General features: G+C 60.1%; 8 protein-coding genes and 1 tRNA gene. 5 read left to right on the top strand and 4 right to left on the bottom strand.

The annotated features are described in order from the left end of the window. Window positions 1–340: 340 nt before the first annotated feature. Window positions 341–3,370, bottom strand: a complete 3,030-nt coding sequence (locus ABHT90_RS04485; protein WP_346981758.1) for an insulinase family protein — start codon at window positions 3,368–3,370, stop codon at window positions 341–343. A gap of 562 nt (window positions 3,371–3,932) precedes the next feature. Between ABHT90_RS04485 and ABHT90_RS04480 the strand changes: the two genes are divergently transcribed. Further along, window positions 3,933–5,399: an ATP-binding protein gene (locus ABHT90_RS04480; RefSeq protein WP_346981757.1), complete on the top strand. Its 1,467-nt coding sequence runs from the start codon at window positions 3,933–3,935 to the stop codon at window positions 5,397–5,399. A 100-nt stretch (window positions 5,400–5,499) separates the two neighbouring features. Here the strand turns inward: ABHT90_RS04480 and ABHT90_RS04475 are convergent, their stop codons facing one another. After that, complete coding sequence (locus ABHT90_RS04475) at window positions 5,500–5,991, bottom strand: hypothetical protein (RefSeq protein ID WP_346981756.1); 492 nt, start codon at window positions 5,989–5,991, stop codon at window positions 5,500–5,502. 215 nt (window positions 5,992–6,206) lie between these two features. Here ABHT90_RS04475 and ABHT90_RS04470 point away from each other — a divergent pair, with 215 nt between their 5' ends. After that, a complete protein-coding gene (locus tag ABHT90_RS04470) occupies window positions 6,207–7,289 on the top strand; it encodes an HNH endonuclease (protein ID WP_346981755.1) in 1,083 nt (360 codons plus the stop codon). A 444-nt stretch (window positions 7,290–7,733) separates the two neighbouring features. On the opposite strand, the gene ABHT90_RS04465 is transcribed toward ABHT90_RS04470, so the two are convergent. Both ABHT90_RS04465 and ABHT90_RS04460 read right to left on the bottom strand, forming a co-directional pair. Beyond that, window positions 7,734–8,420: a DUF5710 domain-containing protein gene (locus ABHT90_RS04465; protein WP_052043999.1), complete on the bottom strand. Its 687-nt coding sequence runs from the start codon at window positions 8,418–8,420 to the stop codon at window positions 7,734–7,736. Between the two features lie 226 nt (window positions 8,421–8,646). Then, window positions 8,647–8,721: transfer RNA gene (locus ABHT90_RS04460), tRNA-Val, on the bottom strand. 289 nt (window positions 8,722–9,010) lie between these two features. Here ABHT90_RS04460 and ABHT90_RS04455 point away from each other — a divergent pair. The 3 genes from ABHT90_RS04455 (at window position 9,011) to glmM (ending at window position 13,910) form a co-directional block, all read left to right on the top strand. After that, on the top strand, window positions 9,011–10,033 hold the full coding sequence (locus ABHT90_RS04455) for a DMT family transporter (protein WP_192919570.1): 1,023 nt from the start codon (window positions 9,011–9,013) through the stop codon (window positions 10,031–10,033). A gap of 149 nt (window positions 10,034–10,182) precedes the next feature. Further along, window positions 10,183–12,495: a DUF4012 domain-containing protein gene (locus ABHT90_RS04450; RefSeq protein ID WP_035136797.1), complete on the top strand. Its 2,313-nt coding sequence runs from the start codon at window positions 10,183–10,185 to the stop codon at window positions 12,493–12,495. An 83-nt stretch (window positions 12,496–12,578) separates the two neighbouring features. Next, the gene (gene glmM / locus ABHT90_RS04445) at window positions 12,579–13,910 is read left to right on the top strand and encodes a phosphoglucosamine mutase (protein ID WP_346981754.1); all 1,332 of its coding nucleotides are present in this window, start codon (window positions 12,579–12,581) and stop codon (window positions 13,908–13,910) included. Window positions 13,911–13,989 lie beyond the last annotated feature (79 nt).

Below are 13,989 nucleotides of genomic sequence, written 5' to 3'. Positions count from 1 at the left end.
GCTTGCCCGTATCGTAGGCAATGCGCCGAATGCTCGCCATCGAAATTTATCGATGGCCTATTTCAGACTGTAATGGGGCAGTTCATGGACACCTTCGTGGGTTTTGACGAAGAGCGGATGTTTGCGGCAGTTCGTCTCGATCTGTAACAGTAACTCGGCAAAATTGGACCTAGATGTTACAGATTGAGACAAAGGGCCGGCGTCATCCGGAAACGTCTCGATTTGTAACATCTGGAGCCAATATTGCCGCCTTAGCGTTACAGATCGAGACAAATCGGCAGACTGCGGCAAAAGAAAAAGGTAGATTTTCGGTCATGTCCCAAAAATCTACCTTTGTGCGTTAGCCCAGCAGGTCGATGACGTTAAAGCCGGCGTTGCTCTTGGCGATGACGTCTCGGCCGCCAAAGACGCAGGTGGGCGACTCGGCTGCGATGCGCGTCACGTCGGCGCCGAGCGAGCGCAGCTCACCGGGCGTGGCGGCGAGCATCTGGGCGCGACGCTCCTCGCGCGCATGCGGATCGAGCCCGGCCAGGTAGGTCGTGTTGCGGCGCTTGGTGAGCGCGTACGGCTTCACCGGCGCGTCCATGCCGCTCACGCAGCTCACAATAAAGCCCTCAAAGGCGGCCTCGTCGGGCTCAAAGCTGCCAAGCCATGCGCCCGCGCGCTCCACGCGCTCAATCGAAGGATCGATCGCCGGGTCGCGGTAGGTGTAGAACGCCGTCTGGCGCTCGCCGGCTGCGCGGAATCCGCAGCCGTACGCACCGCCCTTCACGCGAATCTCGTTCCACAGGTAATCGTAGGAGAGCGCGTTGGCAGCCACGGCCCAAGCGCCTGTCACGTCAATGCCCAGGCGACGCGGATCGCACGCACGCGCGGCAAAGCAGATGTCGCTGGGGATCACGAAAGCCTCGTGGCGGTCGCACGGCGCCGGCACCGCGAGCGCGTCGCGGCCGGCACCATCGCCCGCATCCAGCCCCAGGTCGCCCGCGGCATCCCAGTACGCGTCAAAGTCCTCGTCGCTGCCGGTAAAGCTCGCCATGCAGCCATCGGCCACAAAGATGCGCTCCGCCAGCTCGGCAAGCTTGGTACGCAGCCCGTCCACGCGCTCGTCAAAGTGCTCGAGCAAATCGCGCAGGAACAGGTAGAAGTCTACGCCCGAGAGCTGCTCACGCACCACGGCCGAAGGCGAGCTGTAGCTCATCGCGCGACCGAGCGCTGCCGAGTGGCCGTTGTTGATAAAGCCCTGCTCAAGCCCAATGCGAATCTGCGTGAGCACGTCTCGCACGCGGTCGGCGTCGGCGTCTGCCAAAAGCGTGCTCGACCATACCTTGCGCGGCAGACTCGCCAGCGCATCGATCTTCTCGGACAGGGCGCCGGCGCTCACCAGCAGGTAGGGGCGCACGCCGTCCACGTCGGGCTGCGTCATGACTTCGGTCGTAAAGCTCAAAAAGCCGAGCTTGCCAGCGAGCAAGTTGTCGAGTTCCTCGGCCGAGTGCTCGCGCGTGGGCAGCTGCTTAAGCAGGCGGCAGAGCAGTGTCACATAGGGCAGGTCCTCAAACGCGACGCAGCTCAGGTCGAAATACTGCATGGCGTAGGCCAGACGGTTGGTGGGGATGTCGTGGCGCAGGCAGGGGATGGGCGCGGTCGTGTCCACGACCAGTGGCGGCTCGGGGCGCGCCTCGCCAATGTCGGACACGCGCAGGCGCGGCAGCGTGGCCTTGGCCTCGGGTGTGTCTTCCGCCTCCTGCGCGGCACGCAGCGCGGCCGTGCGCTCGACCACGTCGGCCAGCTCGGCATCGGTCATGGCATCGCGCTTGGCTGCCAGCTCGGCGGCCTCGGCACCCTCCGAACCCTCGGCGGCGTCCACCGGCACCAGCTCGACCAGTGCCATGTGATCGTTCTGCAGCACCAGTTCGCGCAGCAGGTCCTCAAAATAGCTGCCGTCCAGCTCACTGCGCAGCTCCTCGTACACCGGGCCGTACTTGAGCGCCAGCGTCGCGGCGTCGTCATCGTAGAGCCACGTGCTCAGCGCGTCGCACGCAATGGCCACGCCGTCGGCGATACCGTAGTCGCGCTGGCGCAGGTCGTATTCGTTGCTGCTGATGATGGCTTCCAGGCGCTCGCGTGGAACGCCATGCTCGCATAGGTCGCGGCAGGCGTCCTGGAACACGCGGCGAAGCTCGCGCGCCACGCCGGGCTGCGCGTTTTGCAGCATGATGAGCTCGTAGGGCTGCAGGCTCTCGGCCGCGGTGTAGCTCACCACATTGCCGCCCAGGCCGGCGGCCAGAATGGCCTTCTTAACTGGCGCTTCGTTGGAGCCCAGCAGTGCCTCAAACAGGATATCCGCCGCGATCGTGCGTTTGCGGTCGAGCGCGCTGCCCAGCACAAGACCCAGGCCCACCAGGGCGTTCTCGGGTGTAGTGGCCATCTCGACGCGCTTGTACTCGCAGGTCACGGGTGCCTGCACGCCCAGCGGATTGGGCGCCAGCGTGGACGGGTTCTCGCCGGCGGCGACGGCAGCGTCCATGCGGCGGCTCGCGGCACTCGGCTGCGACAGATAACGCTCGTCCAAAAAGGCCAGTGCACGGTCCACATCTAGGTCGCCGTAGAGCGTGATGTAGGAGTTGGAGGGATTGTAGTGTCGCGCGTGCGTGTCCAGGAACTGCTCGTAGGTGAGCGCGGGAATCGCGCGCGGGTCGCCGCCGCTTTCGTGCGCATAGGCGGTGTCGGGATAGAGCGCGGCGTTGACGGCATCGTCCAGCACGCTCATGGGGTCGGACAGCGCGCCCTTCATCTCGTTGAACACCACGCCGTTATAACGCAGCGTGCCCTCGTGCAGGCTCGCGGCGCTGCTGTCGCCGTCGCCCTCCGGCAGGTTCAGTTCGTAGTGCCAGCCCTCCTGCTCAAAAATGGTGGGCTTGGTATAGATGGCCGGGTTGAACACCGCGTCCAGGTACACGTCCATCAGGTTGTACAGGTCCTGTTCGTTGGTGGTGGCAACGGGGTAGATGGTCTTGTCGGGGTAGGTCATGGCGTTGAGGAACGTCTGCATGGAGCTCTTGATCAGGTCCACGAACGGCTCCTTGACGGGAAATTTGGCCGATCCGCACAGGACCGAGTGCTCAAGAATATGGAACACGCCGGTGGAATCGGCCGGCGGCGTCTTAAAGCCAATGGCAAAGGCCTTGTTTTCGTCGTCGCATGCCAGGTACAGCAGGCGAGCGCCCGAGGCAGTGTGGCGCAGCACGTAGGCGTCCGAGTCGAGCTCAGGCACGGTCTCGCAGCGCTCGACGGCAAAGCCGTGGCAGGTGGTGCCGGGCACCAGCAGTGCAGCGGCTGCGGCGCGCGGGTCGGTTGAGGTAGTGGGCATATGCAGTCTCCTTTGACGCCCCAGCGGGGGCGAATCGAGTCGAATCCACGAGAGTATACCCATATGGGGCCGCGACCCTGCGGCGAACTGGAGACGATGCCAGCGGATTGGGTAAAGGCCCCGCGTGCCCGCCGCGCGAGCGTGGAAACTTGGACGCCTATCGAATGAGAGTGGATTTTCGGACGGAATCAGCCTCAAAACGCCCAAATACCGTCCAAATATCCACCCTCATTTCCCGACCGTCCAAAATCCACACTCATCCGCCGCCCGCACATCTCTCATTCGTCACGAATACGAGAGATAACAGAAAGACGAGAGATAAATATGAGAGATAACTGAGCAGCAAAGAGACAAGCAATCATGGTATTATCTCAATACCGATTGTTCTACCAGCAAAAACATGTTTATATGAAACAGATGGCAGACATCTTATCTGTTATCTCTCACTCATTTCTAATATGAGAGAGAACAGAAAGATGAGAGATAATTACGAGAGATAACTGAGAGACGAAGGAAATCCATTCGCGGCATTCTTCGCAGAACCGAGCGAAAGGACGTGCGGATGAACGAAAACGAACTGGCCGGTCTGCTCGAGTCTTTAAGGCGCATGGGCTCGGACGATCTTAACGTCGAGGTCAAGGAGAGCGCCACAACGCTTTCCCGCGACGTATGGGAAACGGTCAGCGCTTTCGCAAACACCGCCGGCGGCATCATCGTACTCGGAGTGAGTGAGCGCGCGGGTTTTGTCCCAGTTGCAAACTTTGAGACCGAGAAAGTGCTCAACCAATTCGTGGCGGGCATGGGCGATGCCGGCGGTCGCGGAAAGCTGGCCAATCCGCCCAAATACACCATTGAGCGCGTGGAGCTCCAGGGCACCGTGGTTCTGGTCATCACGATTGAGGAGCTCGACCCGTCGAGCAAGCCTTGTTATGTCATAGAGCGGGGCGCTCAAGGTGGCAGCTACAAACGCATCGATGACAAAGATGTCCCGCTTTCGTCGACCGAGGTGCTCGCATTGGCGTCATACGGTCGAGCGACTCCGAGCGATCGCGACGCGGTGGCGGGCGCGGGCGCGGACGATCTCGACGAGGCGCTGGTCGACCGTACGATAGATCGGGCTTTCTCGTTGACGCCTCGGGCAATGCGCGGCGCGCCGGACAAACAAACGAAGCTGGAGCGCCTAAATTTCCTTGATTCCCAGGGCAATGTCACCAAGGCTGGACTCCTAGTTGCGGGCACCTACCCTCAGCAGTTTTATCCCAAGCTCTTTATCGACATGGCTGTCTATGCGGGGACCCGGAAAGGCACGGCGGGGTCGCTGAGGTTCATGGACCGCACAATCTGTGAGGGAACGTTGGGCGAGATGATCTCGGATGCTGTCGCGGCCGTCGCCAAGAATTTGCGGCGAACCTCGACCGTCCAAGGCGTCTCGCGTGTCGACTCGCTGGAGATTCCCGAGGAGGTTCTGCGCGAGGCAATCGCCAACGCCGTAATCCATCGAGAATACGGGGATTGGTTCTGTGGACAATCGATTACCGTCGACGTCTTTGACGATCGTGTCGAGGTGACGAATCCTGGCGGCCTTTACGGGGGAAAGACTCGCGAGAACTTGTTTGACGGCAGCTCCCGATGCCGTAACGCGACGCTCATGAAACTCATGTCGATTGTCCCGCTGCCGGATGGCGCAGGTTCGCCGGCTGAGGGCAATGGCTCGGGCATCCCGATGATGATCGATGCCATGCGCGCGCATGGTCTGGCCGAGCCCCTGTTCTGCCCGGGGTTCGATCGGTTCAAGGTCGTACTTTACCGTTCAAAGATCGAGCCGGTCGATCATGGCGGGGGCTTAATTGTGACGGCACTCAAACACTACGGCGAGCTGGGGACGCGTGAGCTGGCAGAACGCACGGGGCTTACAATTTCCCAGGTTAGGTCGCGCGTCAACGCGCTCATTGCTCAAGGCGAGCTTGAGCCCACGGCGCCGTCGACAAGCCGCAACCGCAAATATCGACTGTCAGAGCGCGTGGAATAAATGCGTTAGTGGACGAGGCGACTCAATAATCGACCCTCGATTGGCGCCCACTAAGGTAAAGCGGTTGTTGCCCAGTCGACGGTGATGCTAAAGACTCGGCTTACGCCGGCATGGCCCCGAACCCGTCCATCAAGAACAGCCTAAGAACCAGCTTGATGACATATCCCGGTTTGACTTCAGCCGTGCCAAAGACGCTGCGCTTGGCGAGCTCGCTGCAGTATGCATAGATGTTGCGGATAAGGTCCGCGCCCGAGAGCGTAAACATGTAGCCTGCGTCCGAAAGCGTATTGGGCGCGGCGGGCAATTTGGTCATGCGACAAAAGGTCAACAGGTCGGGCGCCATAGCGTCCTGGTAGCCAAGATGGCTGCCGTCTTCTTGTGCGACGAGTTCCAGCCGGCGTACTCGATTCAGCGCCGCTGCCAGCACAAAGCTCGGTGTGGGAGCATTGACGTCCTCCGTGCTCGCCACGAGTCTGCCTGCTGCCTGCGTGACAAGCCAAGCGACCTCGCGCTGGCAACGCACGGCCTTGCGCGTAACCGGCTTGATGGACGAAGAAGAAACGCTTCCCTTAGGCGGATTCGAAACAGCCACAAGAACCTCCCATGAACGACCCGGCCCAACAAGCCCGGATGAAACACGTGCTACATCAGTATACAGGGAAGTGGGGTAGCGGGGTACAAGCGCGCCAGCGGCAAACCGAGAGCATCAACGATGTGCCGATCGTGGAATGAGATCTCGTAATAATTGACTCTCGGCCATATTATTGAAGGGCATGACTCGCGTTCGTATGGTTGTAGGTGCTGGCGATGAACGACATTGACCTTGCTGTTCCGTTGATGGATGGACCAAGCTATGACCGCGCCCGCAGTCTCGTGCCTTCCGAATACGTTGAGGCATGGGAGTGGTTTCTGGGTGAGGAACAGCGCGGCGGCGTTTGGACCAGCCTTCCGCACCACACCAAGGAAGATAGCCCTCAGTATCAGTATCGTTTGAGAATTGGCTCGGACTTCTTTCCCGTAACGCGGGATTCAGGGATCTTCTGGCCGGGCCAGGATCGGGTGAAGCAAGATCCCAATAAGATCTTTGCGCTTTCGGTCCATAACTCTAAAAAGAGCTTCTACACCGATGTGCCTCCGCTCTATTTGGATGACGGTACGTGGGTCATTAAGTATTCGGTCCAAGCGCCAGGAGCCGTTGGTTCTCGAGACCAGAATTACAACCGTAAAATGCTCAACTGCATGGAATGTGGCGTCCCAGTCGGAGTCATATTTGCAACCGAGGTGGGCTATAAGGTGCTCGGCCTTGCGTTTGTTGAGCGGTTCGAGCCCGAAAATGGATGGTTTGTTCTGCACGGTCCTGTTCATAAAGGCGGACCGGACCCTCGTTTTGCGCCCGACATGAGTTATCTGAAGCACATACCCGTCGATATTGAGTTTGCCGGACAGGGTGCGACCGACGACGAAAAGGTCCGCTATGCGTTAAGGCGCGAGCGATTGGGGCAGCAATGGTTCCGCAAGCAGCTCGTTGCCGCCTATGATGGCCGTTGCGCGGTGTCGGACTGCGGCGTCAGTGAAGCTCTGGAGGCTGCACATATCGAGAATTACTCGGGACCCAAATCGCAGGTTGCCAGCAACGGTATTCTGCTTCGGCGCGATCTTCATTCCCTATTTGATGCTCACCTGATTTCGTTTGAGCCTGTTTGCGGCGAATATCGGCTGTGCGGATCGTACCTGCTGGATAAGACCGACTACGCTTCCTTTGCGGGTGCGACGCTAAGGCAGCCGGATGAGCGTCAGTGGCGACCCGATACGGTGTTTCTTGAGGCCCATCGCATTGAGTTCGATCGCTCGGAAAAGAAGCGTGAAAAGGCGGGGCTTCTGCCGTATTAGCGTATTTGGCTTTGGCATTCTTTGACGATCGTGTTGTTTGATCGGATCGCGTGGCGATGCAATCTCGCGCACGCCCGCCGGTGCATGCTCTTCCTGATTTGTATAGCGAGAGGGGAGCGTATATGAGCTGGCGAGGCGATATTGCGATGGGGAAGTACGGAAAACTGCCGTGTGCCCTTATAGACAACAATATGTTTCCGAGCGTAGAGGTTGATTGCGCGTCGTTTGTCGTCACCTGCCCTTGCTGCGGCTCGCAAATACCGTGTCTCGACATTCGGTTTATCGATGCGCGCGACAGACTCAGCGACGAAGTGAGAAAACGGACAGGCGTTCATATGCCGGTGTATCCGGAGAAATGCCCTGTTTGTGGCCTCGATATCGTGTACGACGCCGGCGACGAGGGATAGGTGATGCGGAGGAGTTGGCTGTGAGTGTCTTTTGCCTCTACAAATAAATCCCCTCACCGAGTTGCTTGTGGAACTCGGCGTGATGGTCGCGTGCCCAGGTAAAGAGCGCCTGGTCAAAGTCGGTACGCGTGACCGGGACGCCAAAGACGCCGGCAACTTCGACGCGTATAAACTCCAGTGCCGGCAGCTTGTTGATGGCAGTGAGGGCAAACGGGGACGAGGGCTCCTCGAACAGATAGCGGCTGCCTTGCAGCGCGTCGCAACTGGTGCACGTGTTGCCGAGCGACGGGGCTTTGGAGGCTCGCGCGCCTACGGGCTTGTAGCCGCAGCGCTTATGAAGGTAGTCGCGGATCTCGCCCGGTACGCAGCCAAGAGCGGGCACGATGGCGAGTGCGTTGGCGTTGGCCGTGTCGATGGCAATGTACCCGGCTTCGTTGGGCGCGTGCGCGATGGCGATGCTCTCGTCGTTATCGGTTCGATAGGGAATGCCGAAGGCTGCGACCGAGGTCTCTTTGTGACACTTCCAGCACTCGCGCTTGCCCAGTACTAGATATATATACGGCGCTGAGGGGTCGGATCGGTCAACACCGGGCAGCCACTCGGCAAAGGGCTCGGGGTTGACGCCGCTGGGTACATACCAGATCTTCTTGGTCCGGTCCCATTTGGCGCCCAGCGCCTTGGCTTCTTCTTTGTGCGAAAAGGGGACATCGAGCTCGGTGCGCATGGCGGCTCCTTGGTGCTGCAGGTGCAAGTGGCTCAAGGATACCGCAGGGCGCAGACATCGCGGCGTTTTGCTGAGAAGTTGCGGTGCGGACTGATTGGTTATGCCGATGAATAGATCGGCAAGTAGATGGTCGGCTTTTGGCTAGTTGGGCGGTTGGAGCTGCCAGCTGATTTGGCGACATAAAACAAAACAGCCCAGAGGACATAGCCTCTGAGCTGCGAACATTTGGTGGGCGTTAGAAGATTTGAACTTCTGACCTCTTCCGTGTCAGGGAAGCGCTCTCCCCCTGAGCTAAACGCCCGATCAAGGGTGCGCAAGCGCGCAAGGGATAATATAACGGAGCCTGAACTCGGTGGCAAGAACATTTTTAAAAATCGCTTACATTGTGGAATTCGGGGGCTTTGTCGCATCCATTTCAAAAGAGCCTGCTGCCGCGATTTGGCTGTCGCATAATGCAAGGCCATTGCGGTATCGAGCTATGGAAAGACGCCTGCGGAATTGTCCTACCGATAAGCGGACAAGCCTCCAGCTGGTGACTTCGCCGTGGTAAGGTAAGCCGAATTGTTTCCAGGCTGTTTCGGGGGAGTGGAATGAGCAAAGAGTGTGTCGAGCAGGTCGAAGGCGCAGGGGCTTCGGTGCCGATGACCGATATATCGAACATTGATGTGCCCGAGGGCACCGACGAGCTCAGCCGCAACACCCGTCGCGCATGGCGCGACCGCCTGAACAGCGCTTCGACGCGCAAGATGATCACGGGCGTCTTGGCTACGCTGGTGGGCGGTTCGTTTTGGGGCTTCTCGGGCACCAGCGCGAGTTTTTTGTTCGATACCTACCATGTCGATACGCTGTGGCTTATGAGCGTGCGTCAGATTCTCGCCGGCCTGCTCTTTATGGCTGTGGTTGTCACGCGCGACCGCGCACGCCTGGTCAAGCTTTGGACGACGCCCGCTGATCGCAAGCAGCTGCTGCTCTTTACCGCTTTTGGCCTGCTGTTCAACCAGTTTTGCTATCTTTCGGCCGTGCGCCTGACGAACGCCGGAACCGCGACGGTGCTCCAGTGCCTGCAGCTCGTTATCATCATGGGCTACGCCTGCGTGACCGATCGCCGTATGCCGCGTACTCGCGAAGTCATCGGCATTGGCCTGGCTCTGGGTGGAACCTTTTTAATCGCCACCGGCGGCGACCCCACCAGCCTGAATATCTCGCCGCTTGGCCTGGCAGCAGGTCTTATGTGTGCGGTCAGCGCCGCGTGTATGGCGGTGATTCCCGCCAAGATCCTGCCCGAATACGGCAGCCCCATCGTCACGGGCTCGGCAATGCTCACGGCGGGCGTGGTCTCGTGCGTCTTCGTGCAGCCCTGGGCGCATATGCCGGCGCTCGACGCTGCCGGCATCGAGGCGCTCGCGGTGTTCGTGGTTATCGGCTCGTTTTTTGCTTACATGCTTTATATGCAGGGCGTTAAGGACATCGGCTCGGTGCGCGCGAGCCTCATCGGAACTGTGGAGCCGGTTTCGGCGACCATCACCAGCGCCGTTATGCTGGGGACGGTGTTTTTGCCGACCGACCTTATCGGCTTTGTCATGATCATCGTGATGATGTTCCTCACGGTGTAGCTAGCGCCGCTGCCAAGACGGAAAAGGTGTTGTGCCGCATTTTCGCCAATTGATGTCCGTGTCTGGAGTTTAGCTGTCGATGCTCAAAATGCCATAAACTAGTAACGTTATGGACTTTTTCATTGCGACTCAATTGCGAGGATTTCTTTATGGCTGGTAATCACTTTAAGGGCAGCGATAGCGGCCGCCCTGCAGTTCCGCCGCGTCCGAACGGGGCTGGTAAGGCCGGCACGCCGGGCGGCGCTGGACAGGGCGGTTCCGGTAAGCGCGTGTCCCCGGGCGAGACGGCGATGTTTACCGCTCTGTACGAGCAGTCTCAAAAGGCAAAAAAGACCGGCCGTGCAAGAGGAAATGTCTTTGCGGGCGGTGCAACCTCTGCGTCGCAGCCGAGCGGGGCTCCTTCGGTACCTGCGAACAACGCAGGTGCTGCCAACGCCGCGAATGGCGCCGGCAACGTTAATGCCGGCAAGGCCGACAACAATACTCCCTCTGCCGGTGGCGCGGGGCTTACGGGTAACCTCGGCACGATTTACACCGGCGCCTCCGAGACAGGCACGTTCGCCCGCCTGGATGATAGCGGTGCCGAGTTTGCGGGCTCGGGTTCCAAGGAAGATTATTACGATTTTGGCTTGAACTACGGTAGCGATGCTTCGTCGAGTTCGACCTCTGACGGTCTGGTCCGTCATCGCCATCGCAAGGGCGAGCGCAAAAAGCGTCACACCGGCGCCATTATTGCCGCTGTAGTCGCGGTGCTTCTCGTTGCGCTTGGCGCAAGCGGCTTTATGCTGCTTAACTCGGCAAAGACCGTAAAGAGCGAAGCGAAGGAGGCTGTCGAGATCGTCGGTGGCCTTAAGGACAAGGTCACGTCGGGCGATTTTTCGACGCTGCCTGACGACGCGAAGAAGATCGATGAGCTCTGTAACAGCATGAAGGCGGAGACCTCGAGCCCGCTGTGGACGGCGGCTTCGTTTATCCCGGTGTATGGCAGCGATATCAATGCGGCCCGCACCATGATTGACGCCCTGTCCGATGTCTCGAGCAATGCGCTGGTTCCCATGGCCGATAACCTTTCGCAGGCTACGCCCGGCAAGCTGTTCCAGGACGGCATGATTAACGTGTCCGCGCTGCAGGCGGTCGCCGATTCGCTTTCCAGCAGCTCGAAGGTGTTCAAGAGCGCCAACGAGAAGGTCCAGGGCATTGGCGATACTCATATTTCCCAGGTGACCGAGCTGGTCGATAAGGCCAAGGACGGCTTTGCCACCCTCAACGGCGCGGTTGACGCGGCGGAGAAGGTCGCCCCCGTCCTTCCCCAGATGCTCGGCGCCAACGGCCAGACGCGCAACTACCTTATGTACGCCATGAACAACGTCGAGATTCGTGCCTGCGGCGGCTTTGGCGGTTCGCAGGGCCTGATTTCGGTCACCGACGGTCAGATGTCGATTGGCGAGTTTGTTCCCCGCATTGGACTCAGCGAGGATGAGGCGGTCGAGAGCGTCGACGAAGAGGATGAGGCGCTGTTCGGCAACCACAGCAACCTGTACAACTCGGGCAATACCTATTCGCCTGATTGGCCCCGCAACTCGCAGCGTGTCGCCGCGCTGTGGAAGTCCCAGTATGGACAGGACGTTGATGGCGTCATCGGTATCGACCCGGTGTTCCTGCAGTATCTGCTGGGCCTGGTCGGTAACGTGTCACTGCCCGACGGAACGGTTGTCGACGGCACCAACGCCGCAAAGGTCCTCATGCACGATGTGTACTGGAACTATCCGGTCGAGGAGTCGGACGGCATCTTTGCATCCGTCGCCAGCGCTGCCTTCGACAAGGTCCTTGGCGGTATCGGCGATGTCGATGTTACGAAGCTTGTCAGCGCCGTTGAGCGCGGTGCCGAAGAGGGCCGCCTGATCGCGTGGATGAGAAACGATGATGAGCAGAATGCCATCAAAGAGACGGGCATTGACGCTTCGCTGCCCGATCCGGATGATCCGAGTGCCGATCCCGTTGCCGGCGTTTACTTTAACAACCTGAGCTTCTCCAAGCTCGACTGGTATCTGAACGCCGACACTCAGATTGGTCAGGGCGTGAAGAACGGCGACGGCACGTGCTCCTATCACATCACCGTTACCCTGACGAACATCATGACGCAGGAGGAGGCTGGCAAGCTGCCCGACTACGTTGCGGCGAGCGCGCCCGATGCCGCGCGTGACGACGAGCGTCTGAATGTCTCGTTGTTTGCCCCGACGGGTGGCAACATCAGTGACCTTACGGTTGAGGGTACCCAGTTTGGTCTTGGTGCCGCTACGTGGCATGGAATCCCCTTCTATTCGGGCACCGTTGACCTGCATGCTGGCGAGACGACGACGATCACGTATACGCTGACCACGTCGGCCGAGGCGGGGGACAAGCCGCTTACGCTGCGTCAGACTCCTACATGCCAGGCGGCTCGCGACAGCGCGTCGGCGTAGGGTTTTTCTGGTAGCGCAGATAATCGAGTACCATTTTGGGGCGGACAGGCAATCTGTTCGCCCCTATTTTGTAAGGAGAGCGCATGAAGTACTTTGGCACCGACGGCTTTCGCGGTGAGGCCAACGTTGGGCTGACGGTAGAGCACGCTTATAAGATTGGCCGTTTTGTGGGCTGGTATTACGGCGCCAACCGCGAGCGCAAGGCGCGCGTCATCGTGGGCAAGGACACACGTCGCTCGAGTTATATGTTTGAGGCGGCGCTGGTGAGCGGCCTGGTCGCGAGCGGTGCGGACGCCTATATGCTGCACGTGATCCCCACGCCAGGCGTAGCGCATCAGACTGTGGAAGGCTGCTTCGATTGCGGCATCATGATCAGCGCGAGCCACAACCCGTTTTGCGATAACGGCATTAAGCTCGTCAACAGCGACGGCTTTAAGATGGACGAGGACGTGCTGGAGCTCATCGAGGACTACATCGATGGCAAGAGCGAGGTGCCGCTGGCCACGGGCAACCACATCGGCGCCACGGTGGACTACATGCAGGGTCGCAACCGCTACATTGCTTCGCTCATTGCAAGTGCGAACTTTTCGCTGCAGGGCGTCAAGATCGGTATCGACTGCGCCAACGGCTCGGCTTCCTCGGTGGCCAAGCCGGTGTTTGACGCGCTCGGTGCCGACGTGCGCGTGATCAATGCCGCGCCCGATGGCTTTAACATCAACGTCGACTGCGGCTCCACGCATATGGAGCGCCTGCAGCGTCACGTGGTGGAGCAGGGCCTGGACGTGGGTTTTGCCTATGACGGCGATGCCGACCGCTGCCTGGCCGTGGATGAACGCGGCCGCGTGGTAGACGGCGACCAGATCCTGTACGTGTGCGGCGTGTATCTGAACAAGCACGGGCGTCTCTCGGGCGGTACCGTGGTACCGACGATCGCCAGCAACTTTGGTCTGGTCAAGTCGCTGGAGCTTGCCGGACTGAGCGCCGTGACCAGCGGCGTGGGCGACCGTCACGTGTATGCCAAGATGCGCGAGGGCGGCTACAGCCTGGGCGGCGAGCAGACGGGCCATACGATCTTTGGCGATATCGAGTGCACGGGCGACGGCATTATGACCTCGCTGCGCGTGATGGAAGTGATTCGTGCCGAGCGCGAGACGCTCTCGCAGCTCACGGCTCCGTGCAAGCTGCTGCCGCAGGCGCAGGTGGCCGTGCACGTGGCGGACAAGGACGCCGCGCTCGAGAGCATGGGCGTGCAGAACGCCATCGCCGAGGCCGAGGCTGCGCTGGCAGGCGAGGGCCGCGTGCTCGTGCGCAAGAGCGGAACCGAGTCGGTTATCCGCGTGCTGGCCGAGGCGCCCGACCAAGCATCCGCCGATGCCGCCATGAAGCGCATCGCCGCCGCGCTGGAAGCTCTGTAAGGTAGTCATTGGGGACGTTCTTAAACAACTAGGTGGAAAGGGGACGCCGCGGATTGGTTCCGCGGCGTCCCCTTTGCGT

It is taken from the genome of Collinsella aerofaciens (assembly GCF_039758815.1).
In the GTDB taxonomy this organism is placed as follows: Bacteria; Actinomycetota; Coriobacteriia; order Coriobacteriales; family Coriobacteriaceae; genus Collinsella; species Collinsella aerofaciens_BP.
Note: the sequence above shows the minus strand (reverse complement) of the source record. Positions and strands in the feature narration are given on the sequence as shown.